This window comes from Wolbachia endosymbiont of Dirofilaria (Dirofilaria) immitis, assembly GCF_013365455.1.
Taxonomy (GTDB): domain Bacteria; phylum Pseudomonadota; class Alphaproteobacteria; order Rickettsiales; family Anaplasmataceae; genus Wolbachia.
In genome coordinates this window covers 378,357-403,128 of record NZ_CP046578.1, presented here as the reverse complement: position 1 = coordinate 403,128, position 24,772 = coordinate 378,357, and the positions used below count along the sequence as shown (strand labels likewise).

The 24,772-nt window shown below is 32.4% G+C and carries 18 protein-coding genes and 2 tRNA genes; 6 read left to right on the top strand and 14 right to left on the bottom strand.

The genetic code is table 11. The features are described 5' to 3' along the window. Window positions 1–8 precede the first annotated feature (8 nt). From GOY12_RS03690 to GOY12_RS01600, 4 genes are all read right to left on the bottom strand, one after another. On the bottom strand, window positions 9–311 hold the full coding sequence (locus GOY12_RS03690) for a hypothetical protein (protein WP_246214407.1): 303 nt from the start codon (window positions 309–311) through the stop codon (window positions 9–11). Window positions 312–579: 268 nt separating this feature from the next. Further along, window positions 580–654 (bottom strand) — tRNA-Gln (locus GOY12_RS01610). Next, window positions 645–980 carry a divalent-cation tolerance protein CutA gene (gene cutA, locus GOY12_RS01605; protein WP_175818332.1) on the bottom strand — a complete coding sequence of 112 codons (336 nt, stop codon included), beginning with the start codon at window positions 978–980 and terminating at the stop codon, window positions 645–647. Before cutA ends, GOY12_RS01610 begins: the two co-directional genes overlap by 10 nt. A 257-nt stretch (window positions 981–1,237) precedes the next feature. Next, window positions 1,238–2,494, bottom strand: coding sequence for an actin-bundling T4SS effector WalE1 family protein (locus tag GOY12_RS01600; protein WP_175818331.1), 1,257 nt, complete (start codon window positions 2,492–2,494; stop codon window positions 1,238–1,240). 441 nt (window positions 2,495–2,935) lie between these two features. Between GOY12_RS01600 and hflK the strand changes: the two genes are divergently transcribed. Genes hflK through GOY12_RS01585 form a run of 3 tightly spaced genes read left to right on the top strand, consistent with a single transcriptional unit; the run spans window position 2,936 to window position 6,330 of the window. Further along, a complete protein-coding gene (gene hflK, locus GOY12_RS01595) occupies window positions 2,936–3,970 on the top strand; it encodes an FtsH protease activity modulator HflK (RefSeq protein WP_175818330.1) in 1,035 nt (344 codons plus the stop codon). Between the two features lie 2 nt (window positions 3,971–3,972). Then, window positions 3,973–4,845, top strand: coding sequence for a protease modulator HflC (gene hflC / locus GOY12_RS01590; RefSeq protein WP_175818329.1), 873 nt, complete (start codon window positions 3,973–3,975; stop codon window positions 4,843–4,845). 3 nt (window positions 4,846–4,848) lie between these two features. Next, window positions 4,849–6,330, top strand: a complete 1,482-nt coding sequence (locus GOY12_RS01585) for a DegQ family serine endoprotease (RefSeq protein WP_175818328.1) — start codon at window positions 4,849–4,851, stop codon at window positions 6,328–6,330. Between the two features lie 1,356 nt (window positions 6,331–7,686). On the opposite strand, the gene GOY12_RS01580 is transcribed toward GOY12_RS01585, so the two are convergent. The 5 genes from GOY12_RS01580 to GOY12_RS01560 form a co-directional block, all read right to left on the bottom strand. After that, window positions 7,687–9,741 (bottom strand): hypothetical protein, encoded by a 2,055-nt coding sequence (locus GOY12_RS01580; protein WP_175818327.1) that lies wholly within the window; start codon window positions 9,739–9,741, stop codon window positions 7,687–7,689. A 32-nt stretch (window positions 9,742–9,773) separates the two neighbouring features. Continuing rightward, entirely contained in the window at window positions 9,774–9,965 is a 192-nt protein-coding gene (locus GOY12_RS01575; protein ID WP_175818326.1) for a hypothetical protein, read from the bottom strand. A 284-nt stretch (window positions 9,966–10,249) separates the two neighbouring features. Beyond that, complete coding sequence (locus GOY12_RS01570; RefSeq protein WP_175818325.1) at window positions 10,250–11,620, bottom strand: hypothetical protein; 1,371 nt, start codon at window positions 11,618–11,620, stop codon at window positions 10,250–10,252. A 340-nt stretch (window positions 11,621–11,960) separates the two neighbouring features. Then, window positions 11,961–12,740: an exodeoxyribonuclease III gene (xth, locus tag GOY12_RS01565; RefSeq protein ID WP_175818324.1), complete on the bottom strand. Its 780-nt coding sequence runs from the start codon at window positions 12,738–12,740 to the stop codon at window positions 11,961–11,963. Continuing rightward, window positions 12,740–13,447 (bottom strand): uroporphyrinogen-III synthase, encoded by a 708-nt coding sequence (locus tag GOY12_RS01560; protein WP_175818323.1) that lies wholly within the window; start codon window positions 13,445–13,447, stop codon window positions 12,740–12,742. The genes xth and GOY12_RS01560 overlap by 1 nt, the downstream gene beginning before the upstream one ends. Window positions 13,448–13,901: 454 nt before the next feature. Here GOY12_RS01560 and GOY12_RS01555 point away from each other — a divergent pair, with 454 nt between their 5' ends. Next, on the top strand, window positions 13,902–14,081 hold the full coding sequence (locus GOY12_RS01555) for a hypothetical protein (protein ID WP_175818322.1): 180 nt from the start codon (window positions 13,902–13,904) through the stop codon (window positions 14,079–14,081). Between the two features lie 284 nt (window positions 14,082–14,365). On the opposite strand, the gene GOY12_RS01550 is transcribed toward GOY12_RS01555, so the two are convergent. Then, window positions 14,366–14,450, bottom strand: a tRNA-Leu gene (locus GOY12_RS01550). Window positions 14,451–14,511: 61 nt separating this feature from the next. Here GOY12_RS01550 and tldD point away from each other — a divergent pair. Next, a complete protein-coding gene (gene tldD / locus GOY12_RS01545; protein WP_175818321.1) occupies window positions 14,512–15,939 on the top strand; it encodes a metalloprotease TldD in 1,428 nt (475 codons plus the stop codon). Here the strand turns inward: tldD and GOY12_RS01540 are convergent. The 4 genes from GOY12_RS01540 to hslV all read right to left on the bottom strand — a co-directional run bounded on the left by GOY12_RS01540 (window position 15,934) and on the right by hslV (window position 23,497). After that, window positions 15,934–16,857, bottom strand: coding sequence for a hypothetical protein (locus GOY12_RS01540; RefSeq protein WP_175818320.1), 924 nt, complete (start codon window positions 16,855–16,857; stop codon window positions 15,934–15,936). The two genes, tldD and GOY12_RS01540, sit on opposite strands and share 6 nt — an antisense overlap. A gap of 50 nt (window positions 16,858–16,907) precedes the next feature. After that, complete coding sequence (polA, locus tag GOY12_RS01535) at window positions 16,908–19,493, bottom strand: DNA polymerase I (protein ID WP_175818702.1); 2,586 nt, start codon at window positions 19,491–19,493, stop codon at window positions 16,908–16,910. Window positions 19,494–21,450: 1,957 nt separating this feature from the next. Further along, window positions 21,451–22,941: an ATP-dependent protease ATPase subunit HslU gene (gene hslU / locus GOY12_RS01530; protein ID WP_246214404.1), complete on the bottom strand. Its 1,491-nt coding sequence runs from the start codon at window positions 22,939–22,941 to the stop codon at window positions 21,451–21,453. Between the two features lies 1 nt (window position 22,942). After that, entirely contained in the window at window positions 22,943–23,497 is a 555-nt protein-coding gene (hslV, locus tag GOY12_RS01525; RefSeq protein WP_175818319.1) for an ATP-dependent protease subunit HslV, read from the bottom strand. Between the two features lie 108 nt (window positions 23,498–23,605). On the opposite strand from hslV, the gene gshA reads away from it, so the two are divergent. Then, window positions 23,606–24,766, top strand: a complete 1,161-nt coding sequence (gene gshA, locus GOY12_RS01520) for a glutamate--cysteine ligase (protein ID WP_175818318.1) — start codon at window positions 23,606–23,608, stop codon at window positions 24,764–24,766. The last annotated feature ends 6 nt before the right edge of the window (window positions 24,767–24,772 follow it).

Below are 24,772 nucleotides of genomic sequence, written 5' to 3'. Positions count from 1 at the left end.
CTATATACTCAATGAGATTTTCCCCTTTCACTAAAAAAAATATCATTTAGTCTTTTATCTATAGTTTTTTCTATATCTTCGACTAAAAGCTGCCTTATCATGGCTACTTTCTGTTTTTCTTGAACATGATCTTCATCATTGTAACTACAATGACTTTTGCTGCTATAGACACTATCATTTACTTTACTACTTCTTTTACCTTCAATTACAAATCTAAGTATCTGTTTTACCTTTTTCTTTAAGAAAAGTTTCCGTCCTATATTTAGGAATAATTTATAAAAAAAATGAGGAGCAAGAAATGCCACTAACATCCTAAAGTAAATTCCATAACTAAGGTTTCCTCTGTTTCTAGAATACCATTTATAATATTGAAGTAAATAATAAAATGCACTTTTAAAAGAGCCACATTTTACAGTATACCAAAAGCCACTGCTGAGAAACATGAGTACAATACTGGATATATAAAGGTAGATTATAAAAAAGAATAGCTTTGCAGTTATATCTTTTAAATTACTTAGTATGTAACTCAATAGCCTTAATTTATAGAAAAGCGATATCATTTTACATCCTCTTCAATATTGGCTGGGGTGGAAGGATTCGAACCTTCGCGTGGCGGTACCAAAAACCGCTACCTTACCACTTGGCTACACCCCAATACTGTCTACAGTAATAACATTATCAACCCAATTGGTAAAAGATTTATTTGCCTTTTCTATTGGTATTATTATAACGGCTGGCTGATCATAAGAATGCATTACCTCAATTTTTTTTATAATTTTATCCACTTGAACGCTTCTACCTTTCATAATTGTTACTACTTCACAACTATTATGAATTTTACCTTCCCATAAATATAGAGAATTTACCCCAGGAAATATGTTTACACATATAATTAACTTCTCGTTTAATAATTCTTTAGAGATAGTCTTAGCTTCCTCTAAATTTGAAAAAGTCACATAAACTAAAACTATATTACCCATAAAAACCTGCATAAACGCCATTGCTACTATACTTTACTTGAATTAATTCATCAAGAGAAAATAGATAAGAAGTTTCTTTTAAGGTCCTGTAATCGTAGTTTAAAAACACCTCATCAAAAAAGTAACTAGCACTTACACGAAACTTATCCTGCTACTCAAATTACCTGTAAGTCAAAATGTCCATATACGTAAAATATGCAAGGATGTTACTCATTGAGTAACATCCTTTTAGAGAAAGGAAGCAATTCTGTTTATCCTTATCTACTAGCTGCAACTACTTGCATAGGCGTATGCAATTGAACATCTGTTCTAACATCTATGTTTGTAGAAGGTTGTTGTTTTACCTTGCAACCTAATCCGGTAATCATGACTGATTTTGAAGAAGAACCAAGTAGATTCATTCTACTGCCAGCAGAACTGCTATTTAAGCTATTAAATGAAGGGCTTCTTTTAAGAAGATTATAATTGATTGTTACAAATCTCTTAGAACCTAAATTAGAGTTAATAGCAGTATCGGCTTTTATAGAACCAACATCCAATGAACTATTTTCTAACGAGCTGTCAATAAACTGCATCGAACCTCTTTCGCCTACATATCTTTTTGCAGCTCCATTAAGCTTTTCCATGACATTAGAAAGTTTATGTTCTATCTTACATTTTTTAACAACTCTTTTAATTTCATCATGATGTTCAGAGAAAATTTCATAAAGATTATTATCATTCTGAGTTAATAAATTTAGTAATTTCTTAGCATTTAACTTACTGACAAAATCTGCTTGCTGTCCCAATTGATTAATTAACTGATCCTTTTTGAAACCTTGCTGACCACCAACAGAATAAGCTTTTTCTAATATTTTTCCCTTTAACTCAGAGAATATCTTTTTCATTAAAACAGAATTACCTACAGTTTTGTCTTCAAAAACCTCCTTAACGAACATTTCCTTTACACTATTAAAATTTTTTGTTTTTTCTTCCGTTTTTAAAACAACAGTTTGATCTTGCTGCCCTACTGAATACAAAATTTCATCTAAATCAGACATATTTCTGCCAAAATCATTCATCTTGTTCCCCACTATTTTCAATGCAGAACTAGTCTCCTCTCTTACTGCTTGCTTCATACAACTTACAGCTTCTTTTACTGAATCCCTAGCACATACAACACCATCTCTAGTTTTATCTGCAGCACATTTGAAACCGTTTTTTATTTCTACCTTATGTCTATTTATAGCTACTCCAAGTGCTACAAATGCTGTAGTTACAAGTATTCCACCTACTATGCTACCGGCAATTACTGGAGCAGCTGCAATAGCAAAACCAGTTCCCACTGCCATAGCCATACCTATTAACAAACCAAGAGTCACTTTGTTCATTACTTCTAATGACTTTACCCGCTTCTCTAATAATTGCATCTGTTGCAATAGATCACCTGAAAAAGGCGTAGAGTTGCTGTATTGCTGATTTCGCTGAAGTTGTGTGTTAACAATACCTAGATTTGTTCTGTCGTGATTCAACATTTTAAACCTCATTCTAATTAAATACATTCGTATTGTACATCTTCAATTCTTAAGTTAGTATTAACTTGACCGTTAGCGTTTTACTTACCTACGAATAGCTCTGCTGAAAATGCTTTTTAGAAGCATAAAAATAAAACTAAAAGTTCTTTGAACTGAAGCCCTTACAAGATACACAATAAAGAACACTTAAAACTTTTTGGTTACGTAGTCTCAACATTTCCACCATCCTGACTGTCACAAAGATACAGTGCACTTAAAAACCAAAACAAGAAATTTAAAATAAAGCCAGAAAATTCCATAAAGTTAGTAGTCCCCATACACACAGAAAAAAGAAAGCAACAATCATATCTTCTACTCCGATGATTAACTTATGAACAAAATAGATTTGCAATTTCCTGCTAGAGAGGTAATATTAGTGTATTAATTATCGAGTGAGTCATTATGTTTGATGAAAACAATCCTTGGAATTTAGGAAAAAAAACACCAAAGAATAAAACCTCCAACAATGGAGATGCTCTAAGTAAAGCTATATCTGAAGTAAGGTGTTTCTTTACTGGTTTAACAAGAAATAACAGTAAGAAACCTTACTTGATCATTTTTGTTATTTTATTCTTTTATGCTTGTACTGGCTTCTATATTGTTCATCCAAGTGAAGAAGGTATAGAACTCATTTTTGGTAAATATTCTAATACAGAAACACCTGGTTTGCGCTATCATTTACCTTATCCCATTGGTAAAGTTTTTAAAGTAAACGTTAAAGAAGTGAATCGTGAAGAAATTGGGGTTAGTAGTTCTTATGGACGAGATGCAGATCGCGGTGAAGGTGTAATGCTTACTGGAGATGAAAATATAGTCAACGTTAATTTTGAAGTTCAATGGCGTGTGAAAGACGCTAAGGACTATTTATTCAAAGTGCGAGATTATAAACCCGGTTTTAGTGTTAAAAATGCTGCTGAGAGTGCTATGAGAGAAATAATAGGCAAAAATACGATCTCTTTTGCGCTTGGTCAAGGTAGGCAAGAAATTCCTGTAGACACTAAGACTTTATTACAACAGATTCTTGATGGGTACCAAATGGGTATAGAAATTCTATCTATTCAAATGAAAAAAATTGATCCACCAGAAAAAGTAATTAGTTCGTTCAGGGATGTACAAAGCGCTCGTGCAGATAAAGAACGTATTATAAATGAAGCATATGCTTACAGTAATGATATTATACCTCGAGCAAAAGGTGAAGCAATTAAGATAAAATTAGATGCAGAAGCATATGAGAATGAGATAATAAATGAAGCAAAAGGTAATGCAAATCGCTTTTCGTCTCTTTACAAAGAATATAAGCATAATCCTTCTCTTGTTAAGAGCCGTATTTATCTTGAAACCATGGAAAATATTCTAAGTCAAGTAGATAAAATTGTTGTCACTGATGATTTAAAGGGTATATTCTCTTATTTACCTCTTACAAGCTTGGAGAAATAGTTATGCTTAGTAACACTAAAGTTGTTTTAGTTTCTATATTTACTGTTCTGCTAGTCTTTTTATTTAATTCAATATTCATAGTGCAAGAAACAGAGCAAGCAATAGTCATGCAATTGGGCAGAGTTTTAAGAGATATTAGAAAAAGTGGTTTATATTTTAAGTTGCCGTTTATAAATAATGTAGAATTCCTTGATAAGAGAGTTTTAGATCTAAGCCCAGATACAACTGCAAGAGAAGTAATAACTTCAGATCAGAAACGCATCATAGTAGACGCTTACGCAAAATATAAAATAGTAGATCCTATTACTTTTTATCAAACTGTAAGAAATGAGTTAGGGTTAGTTAGAAGATTATATCCAATTATAGAAGCCCACCTAAGAGAAAATATAGTTAGATTTTCACTAATTAGCTTACTGAATGAAAAAAGGTCAGAAGTTATGCAATTAATCCAGCGTGGAGTTTACTCTGAAGCTGAAAAATTTGGTATAGAAATAATAGATGTAAGAATTAAAAGAGCAGACTTACCAGAGGAGAATAGTTCTGCAATATTCCGCCGTATGCAAACTGAAAGAGAGAAAGAAGCAAAAGAAATAAGAGCAAAAGGGGAACAAATAGGACAGGAAATTAGATCAAAAGCTGATAAACAAAAAAGGGAAATTATTGCTAGTGCAGTAAAAGAAGCCCATGAAATAAGGGGGCGTGGCTATGCTGAAGCAACTAGAATTTATAATGAGGTATTTAAGGATGACGAAGAGTTTTTTAACTTTTACCGTTCTATGAACGCTTACAGTAAATCATTTACTGGAAATAGCACTAAGTTCATACTTTCACCAAATAATAATTTCTTAGATATTTTAAATAAGGGATGGAAATAGTTTATGAGAAGTAAGGTTTTATTTATATTTTTATGTCTTTTAATTTCATTCTCTTTGTATGCTAGAGTATTTAACTGGAGCACGGAAAAGGCTACAGATATCAATACTTCTATATACAATTGTAATCAAGGGCTTGCCGACTTAGTGGAAGAGCTTATCCCCGCATTCGTAAGTATTTCGAGTGAGCAGGTCATTAAACAAGGAAATAGTAACAGAACTAGAGTTCCATTGCCAAGAAATGAGTTCTTTGATGGTTTTAGAGAGTTCTTTGAACACTTTGACCAATTTTTTATGGATAAAAGTCCTAACATTAACAGAGAAGCAATACTACTTGGATCTGGGTTTATTATAGACAAAAGTGGAATTATAGTAACTAATTACCATGTTATTAAAAACGCTCAACATATCACAGTCACTATGAATGATGATACTTATTTCAAAGCAGAAGTTTTAGGCTATGATGCAAAAACTGATCTTGCTGTGCTTAAAATCAAAGCTGACAAAGATTTCTCCTTTGTAACACTCGGTAATTCTGATAAAGCAAGAGTTGGTGATATGGTTATGGCAATAGGTAATCCATTTGGCCTAGGTGGTTCCGTAAGTACAGGAATCATATCTGCAAGGTCTAGAGATATTAGTATTGGCACTATGAATGAATTTATTCAAACCGACGCTGCAATTAACAGAGGTAACTCTGGAGGGCCATTATTTGATTTAAACGGAAAGGTTATAGGTATTAATACTGCTATTTATTCTCCATCTGAGTCTGGCGGTAATGTAGGTATAGGCTTTGCTATACCATCTAACCTAGCTGTACCAATCATTGATAAGTTAAAAGATGGTAAAAAGGTAAAACATGGTTGGCTTGGTGTACAAGTTCAACGTATAACAGTAGAGTTTGCAGAGTCCTTAGGTTTAAAAGATACGAAAGGTGCATTAGTTGCAAGCATAGTAAAGGGTAGTCCTGCAGAAAAGGGTGGAATTAAAGTGGGTGATGTATTACTAGAATTTGACGGTAAAATAGTTGATAGAATGGCACAATTACCTCACATAGTTTCAAGAACTGAACCTGGAAAAAAAGTGCAAATTAAATTATTGAGAAAGGGTAAAGAAATAAATATCAAGGCTACTATTGGAGAATCTATAAATGATAACCAAGATAATAATCAAGAAGAAAACACATTGACATCTGATTATATAACTGGTTTAACCATTTCAAATTTATCCAAAGAATCAAAAGAAAGCAGTGCATCATCCATAAAAGGTGTAATAATTACTAATGTAGATGTTCATAAAAATCCTACATTGCGTGACCTTAAAAAAGGAGACATCATTATGCAAATAAATGAGGCTGATATAGAAAATGTTGAAAGTTTTCAAAATCAAATAAATCTCACAAAAAAGCAAGATAGCAAAAAAGCAATAATGCTGCTTGTTTACCGCAATGGAAATCAATTTTTTACTTCAATAAAGTTAAAAAGGTAAATTATTCATTAAATTTGCAGAACATTGGTATCATAAGCTGAAGCTATAATAATTCATCTTCACAGGTAAATTAACTTACTTGTATGTTTTTATTGAAGTAAATACATAAAGTCATAACAAAATCAACTCTCCAAAATTTATCGAGCTATACTTAAACAATATTTGGAAGTATGGACGTAATAATTATCAGTATATAAAGTCACATAGATAGATTGAAAAGTAACAAGTACCGTGAAGCAAACAAATTGCTATAGTCCTTCATAAAACACCAAACATTATGGATTCAACAAGCAGGCTCTAAATTCTATTTGCTTGATTGTGTACTGCACTAAGCTTAAAGCTTATATAAAAGTAAGTTTTACTTTTAGCAGTACTGGTGAGAAAAAAAAGAAGAGAAGTATTGTCACAACAATACCGTAAAATTAATCAAAGCTTTTACAAAGCAAGTATAACTGAAAAAGATAATTTAGACGATTTTCTGAGACATGAATAATATAGTCTATACTCAAGAAACTAAATACCAATTACTGAAGGACAAAACCCAAAGCTCAGAATAGCTATTAGGTTATGATCAAGATAACGTCCAATCAAAACAATAAATCCGGTAGTACTAAAGGACGAAATATACACACCAGCAAGGTAGACGACAAGTGACGTCCTCTCAATTAAGGGAAAACACTAAAGTGGTTCTATTATATACTAACAAAGGCGATATAGCAAATGAACATAAAGTTCAGGCATTATCATAGAAAAAGAAATTATACAGGTGTCTTACATAAAGTGGTGTTAAAATATCTTTCATTACTAAAGTAGTGGGAAATTATAAAAAAATAAAGGTAGAGATTAGCAATAAAAATAAAGTTAAAGTTTAGTAAGTTAAAAAATAGATCAAGTTTAAATAAAAGCTCTTTTTTTAAAAGAAAAAAGTGTTTCAGAAGTCACACAGTCAAAGAGTCTGAGAAAAGGAAACAATTATAAAGATATTTCATCTATCCTTACGCGGTTGTTCATCTACTAAAAAATAGTAAGGCATAGGATGAGTCCAAGAACAATTTAATCTTTTAGAGAACCAACTTGATATAAATAAAATTATAAATAATCATCAGAAGAATCCATTGAATAATAGAAAAGCAGCAAATTAGCACTGAATTAGGTACAAGTAGTAGTGACCTAACCATTATAGGAATAGTACATTACAATGATAAGCTCACTTAGTTTTACTAAATTGTTCCAATCAACAGTATTATGCGATACATGCAGCCATAAAAGCCCTAGAAGTCAGATAATTTTGATCATTCACTGCAGCTAGACAGTAGTGAATTAACCAACCAAAACTAATACTATACTTCAGGTACTTTACCTTTTTTGTACTTGCTGCTTCTGCACATGTTTTTCAACATTTGGGGAATCTAATTTTCCTCCTGGAGGCAGATCAAGCTTTGATTTTAATGACATTGTAACTCCTTTACATAGCACACTAAGAGGAGTACGTATAGAAAATAACTCCTGCTGAGATTTAGATTCCTGACCACACTGTCTGTGCAGCATTAATGATATACGTGGAATCTCAATAATTGCAATCTTAGGAATTTCTTGCTTAAATGGAGATAACATCTTTGTTATAAAAGATTTATCATCAGTATTTAGTATACTAGACCCCTGCAACTCCGATGAAGTGTCCTTTAATTCTCCTTCTTTACTATGTAAACAACTAACTCTATATTTCTTCTTTAGAAACTCACTATTTTCAGGCCTACTACCGGCTCTACTCTCTCTAGACTCTGCTTTAGAACGCCTATCACTATTCTTATCAGAAACTGAAGAAGGAAATGATAGTGACACTTGTTGACTGTCATGTGCTATAGATCTGCACCCTAAAATATCATCATTTAGAGATGATAACTCAGAAGCCACTTTTCTTGAGAATTTATCACTTGCTACTGATAAATTTATATTATGACACAGCTTTTCCCTTCCTACCTCTCGCCCTGATCCTTGACTGAGCGGCTGTACCCATACTTGTCCAAACAATGACTTTAGTGACTCACTTTTCTCGTCAGAACCCAGATATTTGTTAAATACTTCCTTTAGCAAGGTTAGGTTTGATGTAACTGGTACGCAAGAAAGATAATTGTTACTCTGACTCAATATTGAACTAAGTTGTACATCAGTCACCTCAGGAATACCTAAGTAGCTAGTACTTTCATCCCGATATTGAAATACAGTAAACACCTCTGAATCAGGTTTAGGGGACCTAAAATCTAACTTAGGGCTTAATCCAAGATCAGCTGCAAATTCAAAATGTCCAGTTCTTTCATTATACGCAATCGGAGACTGCATAATCTCAGGGAGCACCTGAGCAATTTTTTTATTAGAGATAGCATGAACTGGACTTTCACAATTGGTAACACTCAGTCTTGTAGTTTTGCCTCTAATATCACTCATAAGAGTTTCATGCACTGCTGCATTAATCTTATGCACATCACCACACTTTAGGAGTTCAAGTTGGCCGTCATACCTTCTTATTAAAGGTATAAGAGCAAAATAATTGCCACCTTCTCTTTCTTTTTCATCCGTAAAAACGTCATAATCATAACCATCAACAAACTTTCCTGCCCATTTAAAAATTAAACCACCAAGAACACCTTTAAAATTCTCAACCTTAGAATACTTTTCACCTAAAGTTCTAAAACTAAGTGCTATTCGCCCTCTAACATACCTTGCTACATTTTCAACTACCTTATCACTCACATTTTTAATATATAATATATCACCTTCATAGTGATAAAAGTCAAAACTCTCGAGATTACACTCTCTCAACCTTAAGTCAAGTTCTTGAATATACATCTTTTTAAATAATTCAAGAGTCTCTGAATCATAACCTTCCCTTTCAAAGTATTCACCGTCAAAAGCTATACAATATAGATAGTGTTTTTTCAAAGGATTATGCCCATAGAATGCTCCTATTTTAACAGTGCCTCTTACCCATTCATGACCTTCTTCTTCTGTTATTCCTGTCTCTACTACTAAACGTGCAATCAATTTCAATGTCACAGCCCTATCAAGCTCATTAACTAGATGTACCTTTAAATTGTGGATTACTTCTTTATTTGTAGAATCTGCAAGCTCCACTATCATAACATCTTTATCTAAATACTTTTTATTATTAGCACTTAAAACAAATGGAAAACAGTTTAAGTTATAATACCTACCTGCTACTATCTCCCTATCAAGATATTGCTGTTTTATTATCTCCTTCCCCACCCTATGTAGATACTCTGCCACATTAGTGCCATAAGCAAATAAACCAATAATTTTTTTACCTTCTATAATTAAATTAGTATTAACCCTATCACAAAAATAATTATTTAAGTTAAATACATTAATCAACCCTTTTACAGAATTATCCATAACTTCCCCACTAAAATTGTTATGAAACAGTATTACTTACTTTTACCACCACTAGCACTAGTAACAGTACTACTACCTAGTTGTGTATCAGGTTTGTCACTTTCACGTTTTCGCTTTTCTAACTTGTATTTATTAATATCAACTCTTTCATACTTATCGCTTGGAACCCATGTACCATCAGGTTGAGGCCCCCAATTACTTTTCTCACCATTATTACTATGCATGTTACCTTAATAAGAGTATTATATAACTAGTATGCTAAAAATAAATTTAAGTGTAAACACTTTTTTTATATTTTCCTTTAAAAAACTTTATTCTCTCTTTTCATACTTCTTCTTACACTTCTAAATTTCAGCACCGCATACCGAAACAGTATTTCCTTTATCACTAAAGTAGTTAATACCACTAAAATCAGTTTTCTTACAACATGCATCAAAATACCCTATTTAAGTATAAACACCATAATCACAAAATCTAACCTATCATTAATTTTCTTCCACTCTTCATGTTACCTACCTCTCAATGACGCTCTTTCTAGTGTTTTTATTAAGTCTACATAATTATTAACTTTTACACCTTTACACTCACCTGTTGGTTGATGGTTATTAACAGTAGCAGACTTTCCTCTTTGTGAACTCTTCTCAATAACTTTCTCCTTAAGCTCATCACCAAGAACATCCATTTCATGCCCACTGATAGACTTAGATTCTTTCTTGCCAGCACTACATTTATTAATAGACGCGGTTCTTATTTCATTAATACCTTCATTAAAATCTATATTATAACCAGTAGATACTCCTTGGCTTTTAGAATCAAATGTTATTCCACCTTTCACAAGTTTTCCCTCTATAGGTTTCAATGAACACACAGACACCTTCAGTCCTTCCTTTTTTTCTCTCTGTCCTATTTTTTGCTCATCATGTTTTAATATCTTAGATTTATTTTTATCTATATTATCCTTGTGTTCAAAAGATCTAGTAATTTTAAAAGACTCTGGTAAAGACTCTTGTTCCTCCTTAGCCAGAAAAATTATCTTTCTCAACCAAACTCCAGTGCTTGACACTGAAATGATACTATCATACATGAGTTGATTTCTCTTTTCTCTATCAACTTTAATTTCTACATCTTTGCAAGCTTCCTCAGTTGCTTCTTCTCTTAGTAATGTTTTCTCTGTTTTTTTATCTTCTTCTTCGATTGTTTCTGTTAAAACTGTAATCCCAACTGAAAGTAGCTCTGCAACTGAAGAAATTAGCCACTCAACTAAGAATAGTTGAATTTTTAGCTTCAAATTTTGCAACAATTTTAAACGATTGAGTATTTTTGTAAACTCCCTCATAGATAACTCACCACTACCCAACTTTTTTTGTAACTCTTTCATTTCTTCATCTAATCTTTCATCGAAATTTAAGTCTTTTGAAAAGACTTTTTTAATTAATGCCTTAAGTTTATCATGAATAAGTTTTATGATTGTAGCAACGTGATTTTTCTCTTCTTTTTCTTTTACCATGCGATAGATTTGCGGATCTATATCCATTTCAAGCTCACTATCTGTGAAGTTAAAAAATCTGAAAAGCTTTTCTAGCAAAGCATCTACACCAGCTGTAAAATAATTATCTTCCCTATTAGAATGAACCTCTAAACAAGATATTACTCTACTAAAATCCTCTTCAAGATTCAGCTTCTTAGATAGCAAGCTATCAACGTGACTGAATGCCTGATTTTGCAGTTCAACGCGTTTAGCAGCAACACGCTTTTCAACCTCTTCTGCAGCAGCTTTAAAGTGATTTAGTTTCTCTCCTACAGATAAGTCTTCTGCTGTAACCTTCCCAAGATAAATTGAACTATTGCTTGAGTTGTTATCAGAAAAATTATTTGTCATGTTACCTCCTGACGTAATTAAAGCATATACCTCGATTTTATAGTGCTGAATATTTAATAAGTATTAACCCCTAAAGTTACTAATAAACTTCTCTCAACTCTTATGCTATATATATTATACCATATAACATACAGCTTTCTAGTACCATTTTCGCCGTTTCTTTAAACTTCAGATTTTTAACGTATTTCACAATATCTACTTTACAGAATTGACTTCACAAACTTTGCTTCAACTATCCCCTACCCCTACCCTTATTACATAAAGTATTTTATATGGAGGACCATTATAGCTTTTAGTATAATATTATATAACCATTATACTCTTTCTTTAAAGAACCCTCTTATCCCATAACACATACAACTGGTGCATGATCAGATGGATTTTTCAATTTACGTAATTTGTCATCTATATAGCACGTTTCTAACCTATCAGCAGCCTGAGGTGATAACAGCATATAATCTATTCGCATCCCTCGATTATTTCGGAACGAATTACCTTGATAATCCCACCAAGTAAACTGCTGTAGATCTACATGAGATATCCTAAATGCATCTTTAAACCCAAGGTTCAAGATTGTTCTCAATTTTTCACGTTCTCTTATGTGGAAACACACTTTATCATTCAGTAAAATTGGGTCAAAAACGTCAATTCCATCTAGTGCAACATTATAATCACCAGCTACAATAGTCAGCTCTTCATTCTTCAATAAGCTGCTTATTCTTTCATATAAATTATCAAAAAACTTGAGCTTATATGCAAACGCATGAGAATCTATGCTCTGGCCGTTCGGAACGTATACGCTCACTACTCTTATTTTCTGATTATCATACTTTATCACACATTCTATATAACGTGCTTCTTGGTAACCTTCTACAATATCAATTTTAAATTTCTCTAGTATTGGATATTTAGATAAAACACAAACACCATTTCTCGCAACTTGCCCATAAATAGCACACTTATATCTGAGCTTTTCTATCTCCTCATGAGGAAATTGCTTTTCTGTGCATTTTGTCTCCTGTAATAGAATTATATCTATTTGACTATCAATTATGAAATTGTAAACTTGGTTAATTCTTCTACGTATAGAGTTAACATTCCAAGTTGCAATTTTTAACATCAGTAACTTCTATTAATTATATTAATTAAACTTTCCCTAGTAGGTAATCTAGATGTTACAATTTTTTTCCATTTAACTGACTTTAAACTGTCAGCGATATTCTTACTCATAGTGTATGCAATTATATTACCCATTGTGTGAGATAGACCGCTTTTTAGAACTAAAGAACAGAATACTCTTGCTGTCTGTGAGGAAAAAAAAACAACACTATTGATTTTGCTGCCTGATAGCAAGTTTTTGCACCTGTTAGTTAAACTTTTTTTAATAACTGTCTTATAGAGTATAACTTCTCTAACGCAAAAACCTTCCTCAGATAACCTTTTTTTTAAATCGCATGACACCTCTTGTCCCCTTATATACAGAAACTTCACTGCTATTGAATAGTGACTTTTTATAAATGATATCAGACCATCAACATCACTATCTGCTGATATAATATCAGAGAACCCTAAATCTTTTGCAGTTTGCATCGTCGAATTACCAACTGTAACAATTGGAAGACTACCTAATTTATATATCTGACTGAGTGCTTTTACACTATTCTTACTTGTAGATATTACTACATCAAATTCATATGAAGATATATCAGGCCGTAAATACTTTATTGTAAATACTGGCTCTATGTACACTTCATATCCATATTTTTTCAATGTATTTCTTGTGTTCAGTGAATCTGATAAAGGCCTAGTTAATAAAATAGATTTCATTCTCATTTGCTTTACTATAGGTGAAAATAATACCTCTATAAACAAATTACTGAATAAAAATTTTTGAGCTATATAAGCCATAACAATATAAGAGCACTCCAATACCTCCTATTATTAAAGTTTTAAATCAAATATTATATGTACCTTCCCCACAGTTTCCATATTTTATATCTGAGAGCGCATTCTTTAGGTGGGCAAACTGTTTTTACCATACTCAATTCTATATATGTATCATTCATGAATTTTTAATTATTTTTATCAAACTTAGGCATTATACAACTTATATCTTTTTTTCCAGAAAAATTGAAGCAAGTTATCAGAAAAATCATTGTACTCAGCTATATAATCTGTATAACTAAACACAACTAAACTAATGTTTTTTTAGAGAACCCTCAGAAAAATCATATAATTTATTATAGCATTAACCTACCGTTACTAACGAGTTATTAATATAATGACTGATATTTCTACGTATTCCTACATAAATCAATCTATTAACGTATACAACAATCGACTTATTATTTTCTTTTATCGTAACTCGTTAACCATAAATCCAAACAATATCGGTGCTATAATAACATGGCATAAGATGAAAGAAGTAGCAAAAATAAGAGAAATAATAGAAGGCTCTTAATGGGAATATGAGCACGACCTCTCTCACTAGAAATGTAGATACTCAATACAATACCAAAACAAAACTTTTGTCAATTTTTTTGTTCAAAAGCACTTTTCACACTAAACCTGATCATTAAAATTAATGGTTTTAAAAGTAACTTTTTAATAATTATATATTTTAAGTTAAGATTTTTCTGTAACGTAAGCAAGACTCTTCTTTTGATAATTTATAAGCTTAGGCATATAAAAGTACATTGTACAATATAGCATTGATTTGTTAAAAAACAGTAAGAAAGTTAAGAGTGCCCGAGAGAAGACTTGAACTTCCATAACTTTAAAAGTTACTAGCACCTGAAGCTAGTGCGTCTACCAATTCCGCCACCCGGGCTTTTTGTAGTTTACTATGTCAAAACCAAATAATATACTTAAGTAATTCTTATTTTAAAGCAATGCTAGATAATATAAACTTAGATCAAATATTTTTTGCTCAGAACAGTGTCAATATTAACAATATACATAAAATAGTCAATAGTACTTTGAATAATAGTAGTTGTGGCGAGCTATTTTTAGAATTTTGCCAATCAGAGTCTATGGTTTTTGATGATAATGTACTAAAATATATAGATTTAAATACTAGAAGGGGATTTGGTCTAAGGGTTTTTTGTGAGAGTAGTACATCTTTTGTCTGTTCTTCTGAGATTAGTGAAAAAGAAATTAGTAATGCTGCCTCTATAGTAAGAAGCTCAGTATCTTCAAATAAAACAAGTTCAATAAGATTAAAAGAGGAGATAAAAAGCCTATATCCAAGAATTAATCCCATAAATGAAATAGATCTGATTTCAAAAATAAAACTGCTCAATGAGGTTAATGAGTACATAAGGTCCAAGAATACCTACGTGAAACAAGTAAAAATAACTCTAAGTGGAGAATGGCAAGTTATACAAATAATAAAAGATGACTACAAGCTAAGTGACATCAGACCTCTAGTGTGTTTTAATGTACTAGTCATCATAGAGAAAAACGGCCGCACTGAAATGGGTTTTGCAGGGCATGGTGGAAGAGGCCCCTATAGCAAATTTACCTCTGAGAAAAAGTGGAAAGAAATTGCGAATCAAGCATTAGAACAAGCACTAGTAAACCTCGAGGCAATTCCAACCATAGCTGGAGAAATGGTAGTTGTTTTAGGTCCAGGGTGGCCAGGAATATTATTACATGAAGCTGTTGGTCATGGGCTTGAAGGTGACTTTAATCGCAAAGGAGTTTCAACATTTTCAAACTCTATTGGTAAGCAAGTAGCAGCTAATGGCATCACAGTAGTTGATGATGGAACTCTACCTAATTTACGTGGTTCCATTAGCATAGATGATGAAGGTACTACACCTAGTTGCAATGTATTGATAGAGAATGGAATTCTCAAAGGATACATGCAGGATCATATGAACGCTAAACTCATGGGTATGAATTCAACTGGTAATGGTAGAAGGGAAAGCTATAAGAAAATTACTATGCCACGCATGACAAATACTTATATGTTACCAGGAAAGCATACACCAGAAGAAATAATATCTAGTGTAAAGAAAGGTTTATATGCAGTAAATTTTAATGGTGGCCAAGTTGATATAACATCAGGAAAATTTGTTTTTTCATCTTCAGAAGCTTATTTAATAGAAAATGGTAAAATTACACAGCCAATTAAAGGGGCGACACTGATTGGTGACGGTCCAGCAGTATTGAAAAAGATATCTATGGTTGGCAGCGATTTAAAATTAGACCATGGTGTTGGTACATGCTTGAAAGACGGACAAAGCATACCAGTTGGAGTTGGTCAACCAACACTCAAGATTGACTCAATCATAGTAGGCGGAACTGAGTTATAAACCATGCTGACTTTCTGTTGCTTTTCGCCGTTTATTTTCTTTTTCCTGAAAGAGCTGATTTTGGTTCGCCTTAACTTGCTCAGGTACACTAAAAGATTCACCATCTTCTCTTACTCGAGTAGGCTGTTTACTCTCCTCAACTTTGGTTTCTAAAACTTTACTAATACCACTACTAATTTCATTACTCCATTTTTTCTTATTTGGCGAATGAGGATTATATAAAGTACCCTTTCTATCATTAAAAAAAAGTCTCTCTATTGTACCTGATACAGTCAATACAAGGAAAATACCATTAATTGTCGACATAATTGGGCTAGAGCCAAATATTAGTACTGAAAAAGCAAAAAGAATAATAGGAAGTAAAAGTTTACGCAAGAAAGTCGTTACTACCTCTTCATCACTAAGTGGTAGTTTATCATCTTCTTTTTTACCTTTACCAAAAAATGGCAATCCGTGCTTAAAAGAAGCAAAAAAGTTTTCATGATCTACCTTGATTCTGAATGGCTGCCCAGCAAGCTTTACAAGAAAACCTCTAGCTTCTGTGTTGCGTATATCAGATATACACTCATTAACCACTTTTACTACTTCATCATTCTTTAAATTCTCTTTATTTGCTAAATCTTTTCTCCTAATTTTCTCAAATACAGAAAGTAAAAACTGAAGGAAATTCTCTTCACTAAGTGATTTTATATCTTTTGATTCAATATTTTTAAACATAACCTGATTTTGATCTAGCATAAAAGCAAGTATTGCTTTGTCATCTTCCTTTAACTCTTCGGAGTGAGCCTTATTTCTTAGTGACTGTATAAAGGTATCATAAATTATCCTATATTTCCCCTCAAAGATTACTTTACCCTCCGTTACCTGAAAAGATGACTTTGAAAGATTCAACCCTCTTCCTGCTTGTAAAGACATCATGACCAACCTATTTGCATTTGCTACATTTCAATTGTAGTGTATTTTTCACATCAGTTCAAATGGTTTACTCTTTTAGAATTTACAGTATTTAAACCATAATTAAGAAAACCTGAGCCCCAGTTGTCACTAATTTTTACTTTCACTTCAAGTGGTACAGAAATTTTTACTACATTTTCCATCACGTCTTTCATAAGTTTTACTGTCTCTTGTACCTTATTGTCCTTTACCTCAACCAGTAGCTCATCGTGAACTTGGAGAATTATTTTACCCGATTTTAACTGATCATAAAGTTGAACCATTGCAAGTTTTATTACATCAGCAGCAGTTCCTTGCACGGGCGCGTTTATTGCTGCCCTTTCTGCAAATCGCCTTAGGTAAGGAACTGTATTGTTTATATTCCTTAAAAAGCATCTTCTACCAAACAAAGTTTCTACATAGCCATGCTGCCTTGCAATAGATATCTCCTTTTTCATATAGATCTTTATCTCTGGATAACAAGAGAAGTAATAGTCAATATATTCAGCAGCTTCTCTAACGGCAACTTTAAATCTCTTCGCAAGGCCAAATGGGCTTATGCCATATATAATTCCAAAATTAACGGATTTTGCTTTTTGCCTTAGCTGCTTATCTACATCCATACCTTCTCGCACCCTAAAAACCTGCCTTGCAGTAATACTATGAATATCTTGTCTATTTGTAAAAGCTTCTTTAAATGAAGCAATATCCGCAATATGTGCTAAGAGTCTTAATTCTATTTGTGAATAATCAGCAGAAACTATTTTGCATCCTTCAGGAGCAATAAACGCTTGCCTAATAAGATTCCCTTCCTCACTCCTAACAGGAATATTCTGCAGATTAGGATTACTAGAGCTAAGCCTACCTGTTGCAGTTGTTGAAAAATTTGTATGTACCCTACTATCAAAAGAATCAACCCGTTTTATTAGTGTGTCAGTGTAGGTACCCTTTAGCTTACTTAAGCGTCGCCAATTTAAAATCTCACTTGCAATTTTAACTCCTTCCATTTTAAGTTCTTTTAGTACTTCAGAGCTTGTGCTATACAATCCAGACTTTAACTTCCTCTTTTTACTAAGCCCCATCTTATCAAACAAAATGTCACTTAACTGCTTTGGTGAAGCAATATTAAATCTTCTTCCCGCTAAATTATATATGCTACTCTCAAGCACAGTAAGTGACTGCTGAAATTTATCAGATAGTTCCTGTAGCTTTTGAGTATCTAGCAACATTCCGTTTTTTTCCATGTTAAGTATCACTTTCATAAGCGGCTTATCGAAGCGCTCGTAAATTGTAAAAAGCTTTTCTTGAAAAAGTCTTTGCACTAACTTTTCATGAACCACTATTAAAGCTTTTGCTGAGAGAATCTCTATATCTTCACTCAAATTATGTGCGATTATACTTGAGATACTGTGATCGTGCTTCCCTGTATCAAGACTATACGACATCGTCATCAAATCATCAACTGAGCCTAGTGCTTTTTCTATCGCAGGAAATGTTTTTTTGACCTTTCTAATATTGTGTATTATTTTTAGCACCCCATTTGAAAATAAAGTTGAGTTCATTGTAATAAAAGCATCTTGCAGGCAGTTTTGATTTATGTAAAAAATACTGTTCCCACTATAAGATAAGGAAATTTTGTTTAACACGTTATTTTCAAAATGGCAATAGATTGCAATCTTGCCCTCATATCTGCAATTCTCTAAAAATCTCTCTAACCTTTTGCTTTTATATTCTATTTTCTCTTCTATTTCAGGTTTTCTATAAAAAAAAAGCTTTTCTACTTTGCCTATCAATGAATCAAATTCATATTTCCTTAAAAAAGATAACAACTTTCCCATATTTGGAGAATAGACCTTATGCTTTGCAATATCACACTGAAGATCTACTTTTTCACATAACGATAGAAGTTTTCTTGAAATCAAAGCTTTTTCTTTATGTTTAGTAAAAATATTGCGAATCCTTGTTTGCTTAATATAATTAATATTTTCTATAATATTATCTAGCGAATCAAATTCATTTAACAGTTTAACTGCAGTTTTTAGACCTATTCCCGGAACGCCAGGAACATTATCAGATGTATCCCCAATCAGAGAAAATAAATCAAGAAGCTTATTTGAATTTACACCAAATTTTTCTATTACTTGCTTTTCATCTATGTATACATTTTTAATAGGATCAAATATTAAAATATTGTAGTTCAACAGTTGAAACAGGTCTTTATCTGATGAAACTACCACTACTTTAAAGTCTTGGTAGCTTGCATATCTTATAGCTAGTGTTGCAATTATATCATCTGCTTCATAGCCTTCAATCTCTTCGTAGCTAAAATTAAAAGCTTCTACTGCTTCTCTCAGTATTGCAAACTGTGAAATTAAATCCTCAGGGGGCATTATTCTGTTTGCCTTATACTCAGGATATAAATCTTGCCTGAAATTTTTCCTACCAGAGTCAAACGCTATAGCCAAGTAATCTGAATATGTAATATACTTAAGAACCATATTAAGAAAGCCATATACAGCACCTATTGGAGTACCGGTTGTGGTAGTTAAATGATGCAAAACGTGATAAGCTCTGAAAAGAAAGCTGTAACCATCAATAATTGTGAAAGTATTTTTTTGCACCCTGGGCATTTACATATACCTTTGATAATCTATTATTTAGACATAAAAATCAAGTCTTTGTTTTCTGCTTTTAAGCATTATAAGAGATTTTTATCTATAACAGTATTAATACATAATTAATGGTCACCATTTTAAACTAAGTTATATCACTCGTGAATAAAAGCTTAAAATAAACAAAAAGGATCAAGATCATCTAGCTAGATTACAAAATAAGGCACAAATTTAATAAATTAAGTGCTGTCAGCTTGATTATTCTTGACTCCGTTTCAATAATCATAAAACTAAAGTAAACAACTAACCTTCTGAAAAAGATAGAGTTTACCTCCATCAAACTCCAACACAATAAACAATAGCAAAGTGCTTATATCATTAAAAGTAGAGTGTTATCTAGTTGAACAACATCAACCAACTCAATAATAAAAAATCACCCTCAATTAAAACCAGCTAGTGGCAGAAAATCACTACCCAGAAAAAATTTAAAAAGCACCCTTAAAAGGCCAAGAGATTTTGCTGCATCTATATAAGAAAAACCACCTCAGATAAAGAGTAAACCAAAGCAAACTCAAAAAGAGGCTAAAGTAGACTACTGGTCCTAATGATTAGATTATCAAAGCTCTGCAAAAATAATCTACAATATAAGTCTATTAAACTTAACCAGTAGAGTAAATTCCTTAATTCTTATAGAATAAAGAATATAGAACTAAAAAAGGAAGCTAAATGGGGAATTGAGCTTAATAAAAAATTTTAAAATGACAAAAGCTTATTAAGTAAGCTTAACAATAAGTATTAAAAAAGAAATAGATAAAATGGTACAAGAGCATTCTTAACAGAATAGGTACTATACGCGCACTAACCGTGATGATCTTCTGAATTCAAGACTCTGACACGCAAATCCCTTCAAGAAATATTGGAAAGCAATCTTCTACATATGAAAATAAATAGATCCTGCCCAGATATGATACATCGAGTTAAAGTCTTATTGCAGTGGTAAAACAAAAGAAGAAAAAAACATTAAAAAAAAGATATATTAGGCTTGAAGAATGAAGTGAGTGAAAGCAAGAGGAACTTTAACTCAAAAAAAATAATCAATACATTAATAAACTAAATAGGAGATAGAAGCATGTCACTAGATTTAATCATAGAACCTATAAAACAGCACAATTATTGCAACAGACCCCAAGTTTTTAGGAAAAAGATTCAAGGTTTTATGCAAAAGTATGAACAATAGCTACAACTACCACAAACTATTTTCATATCTCACAGTTAGATTGTCAGTTCCTATTATAATTATTATGCCAGCTTCATTAATTATTCTTGGCTCATCACACACTCTCTCTACCGCCTTAGTCCCCTACGGCGTTAACAAGACCTAACTCCTTACCGTGGAGTTTGATTTTGATGTTTGTATTTTTCTCTAAACCTTCATTACCTACTACTTTAGCAATGCCGTTAGTTAGAATTTAGTGTTACACTAAATTCTTTTCCATTGATATGCCTGCTTGAATTTACATTTATACAGGAAGAAATTAATTAAGCCACATAACACCTTACTTCTTATCATCTTTATTCTTAGCAACATATAACCAGTTATAATTTTTCTGGTACCATTACCTAATGTTAAAAAATCTGTAGTTTTGTCATCTTTATAAAACTTGTGCTATCTAAGAGTTTATTTACTTTAACACCTGTACTCTTATCTTTTCAGTATTACTCCCATATAAAAACTACCACTGTTATTACAGCAGAATTGATAATAAATCAATACATAGTTAATAACACTATCCTCAATATAAGCCCAAAATTTAGCTTTAGTTTTTTCCATAACTTGATATATCCTTTGAAAAAATTTTCACACCATCTAATATAACTTAAGTACTTCGTGTTAACATAGCTCTTATCTCCATATTAACATAACTATATTATATATAATATAATATCAACAAGCTGATATACTTTATTAAAGTATAAACTTAGATAAATCAAGCTGCTTCGAAATTGACCCCAGTCTATCTTTCACATATTTGCTATCTATAACAAATTTCTCACCATTTTTCTCAGAAGAGATAAAACTTATTTCATCTAAAAGCTTCTCCATGATAGTATGTAGCCTTCTTGCACCTATATTTTCTACCTGCCTATTAACTGTAAACGCTATTTCAGCTATGGTTTCAATGCCGTCATCAGTAAACTCAAGCGTCACATTTTCTGTTTTCATTAAAGCTATGTACTGCTTTAATAAACTAGACTCCGGTTCCTTCAATATTCTTATTAAATCTTTTTTAGTAAGAGCCTTAAGTTCAACTCTGATTGGTAATCTACCCTGTAATTCTGGCAAAAGATCAGATGGTTTAGATTGATGAAAGGCACCAGATGCAATAAACAATATGTAATCTGTTTTTACATGGCCATACTTAGTTGAAACAGTTGTTCCTTCAAGCAGTGGTAATAAATCACGTTGTACTCCTTCTCTATTAACCTCACCTTTTACCTCTGTACATGCTGCAATTTTATCTATTTCATCTAAAAACACTATACCTTCATTGCTAACAAGATCAAGAGCTTCTTTAATTATCTTGTCTTCATCTATTAACCTTTCACTTTCTTCATTAATCAATATTTCACGTGCTTCTTTCACTTTAACCGTAATAGTTTTTGTTTTTTTACCTCCGTTAAACATTTTACCCATTAATTCTGTTATATTTACTATACCAACTTGCCCACCTGGTATACCTGGTATATCAAAAGCTGGTAGCATGCTCTTGCTTTCTCTAACATCAATGGAAACTTCTCCATCTTCAAACTCTTTACTTTTTAATCTCTTTCTAAAAATCTCTTTACTCTCTTCAGTTGCATCTTCACCAACCATAGAGTTGACTATTATTTTCTCAGCTAAATCTAAAGCTTTCTTAGCTAAAGCTTTGCGTGCTTTCTCCTTAACTAAAACTATTGCTGCATCAACTAAATCACGTATTATAGAATCAACATCACGCCCAACATAACCTATTTCAGTAAATTTTGTTGCTTCAACTTTTATAAATGGTGCACCTGCAAGTTTTGCTAAGCGACGAGCCATTTCTGTTTTACCAACTCCGGTATGACCAATCATCAGTATATTTTTAGGTATGATTTCATCACGCAAAGGAACAGGAACTTTATTACGACGCCAACGATTTCTGAGTGCAATAGCAACAGCACGCTTTGCATCATTCTGTCCAATTATGAACCTGTTCAGTTCCTTAACTATCTTTTGTGGCGGCAGATTATCTAATAGAATCTGTGTACAATTATTAACTTGAGTACCACCATCATTTGAACCACAACTACTCTTAGTATCTTTACAAGGATCACCCTTTTCATTGTAGGAATCATTATTATAAGTCCGCCCTTCTGAAAGAGTCACAAATTGATTAGAAAAATTAGTGCATAAAATTTTTTGTTTGGAAGACATACTACCCTTCTACCTTTTCAATAACTACATTATGATTTGTATAAACACATATATCTGCTGATATTTTCATAGCTCTTTTTGCAACCTCCTCTATTGACATCCCTTTAACGTCAACTAGAGCTCTTGCTGCAGATAGAGCAAAATTCCCTCCAGAACCAATAGCTGCAATTCCATCTTCAGGCTCAAGAACGTCACCCATCCCTGTAACCACTAATGAAATAGATTCATCTGCAACTATCATCATAGCCTCCAGCTTTCTTAAATATTTATCCATCCTCCAATCTTTCGCAAGCTCAACACACGCTCTCATCAGTTGTCCTGGATGCTTATCAAGTTTTGATTCTAGTCTTTCAAAAAGAGTAAATGCATCAGCTGTTGTCCCAGCAAATCCAGCAATTACAGAGTCACCAGAAAGACGCCTGACTTTTTTTGCTCCTGACTTTATGATAGTGTGACCAAGTGAAACCTGTCCATCACCTATTACTACCACACTTTTACCTCTTCTAATCGATAATATCGTAGTCCCATACATTCTACTGTTGTCACGTTGAATCATTTTTCTATAATTTTAAATAGTAACTCTATTATACTGTAACCATTAGTTAAATATATTTCAGCTATAGCGTATAATATAGTACTTTCCTTATAACATTTAAAGTTGTAGATGCAAAACATAATTCATCCAAATTTAGAAAAAAATATAAATGATTGGTTTGAGGCAAAATTTAACGATTTTACGTTACCATTTTATAGCTCCGTAGACCTTAGAAATTCAGGTTATAAAATTGCTCCAATAGACGCTAACTTATTTCCTGCAGGGTTCAACAATTTAAGTGATACATCAAAAATGATAGCGGCGAAACTGATAAAAAATTATTTCAAAAAAAAACGATATAAAAAAACTCTTGTGATACCGGAAAACTATACAAGAAATAAAATGTATACAGAAAACGTATTTGCCATAGAAAAGATACTACAACTAGCAGGCTTCGAAACTAAGATTGGCCTTCTTTATAACGAAGCTTATAATTTAATAGGACCATATGAAACCATTGTGAAAGATAACTCTCTGTTAAAGACAACTTCAGGATTTGTGCCCGATGTTATTGTACTCAATCGGGATATGACAAGCCATATTCCAGATGTGTTAGAAAATGTAAAGCAAGAAACAGTACCAAGTCCACTATATGGTTGGCACAGCAGGCAAAAACTTCGATACTTTGAAATCTACCAAAAATTGGCATCTGAATTTTGTAGTGAATTTAAAATAGATCCGTGGCTTATTTCTGTATTTACGAAAAGCTGCAAAGGAGTCTATTTTGATGATGCTTTATCGCTAAAAACAATAGCAACCAAAGTTGATCAAGTCCTATCTCTAGTAAAAAAAAAATATGAGGAATATAAAATAAAAACTCAACCTTATGTTTTTATCAAAGCAAACAATGGAACATACGGAATGGGCATTATAACGGCAATAAGTGGAGAGGAAATATTAACCCTCAATAAAAAAAAGCGCCACAAAATGAAAAAGATAAAGGATGGGATAGAAATCAATAGCGTTATTATACAAGAAGGTGTACCAACCATAGATGTACTCGAACACAACCCTGCAGAGCCACTAATATACTATATAGGAAATACACCAACGTGCTACTTATATCGTTGTAACAGCAAAAAAAACATATATTCTAGTTTGAATTCCACTAATTGTGAATTTCACGATGTTAGCCAAGTTTTGGAAAATAAAACCTTATTACTCTGGAATATGGTCAGCAAGTTAGCAGTATTAGCATTATCAGTAGAAATGAGGTCTTTTCATATTTAATTCTTA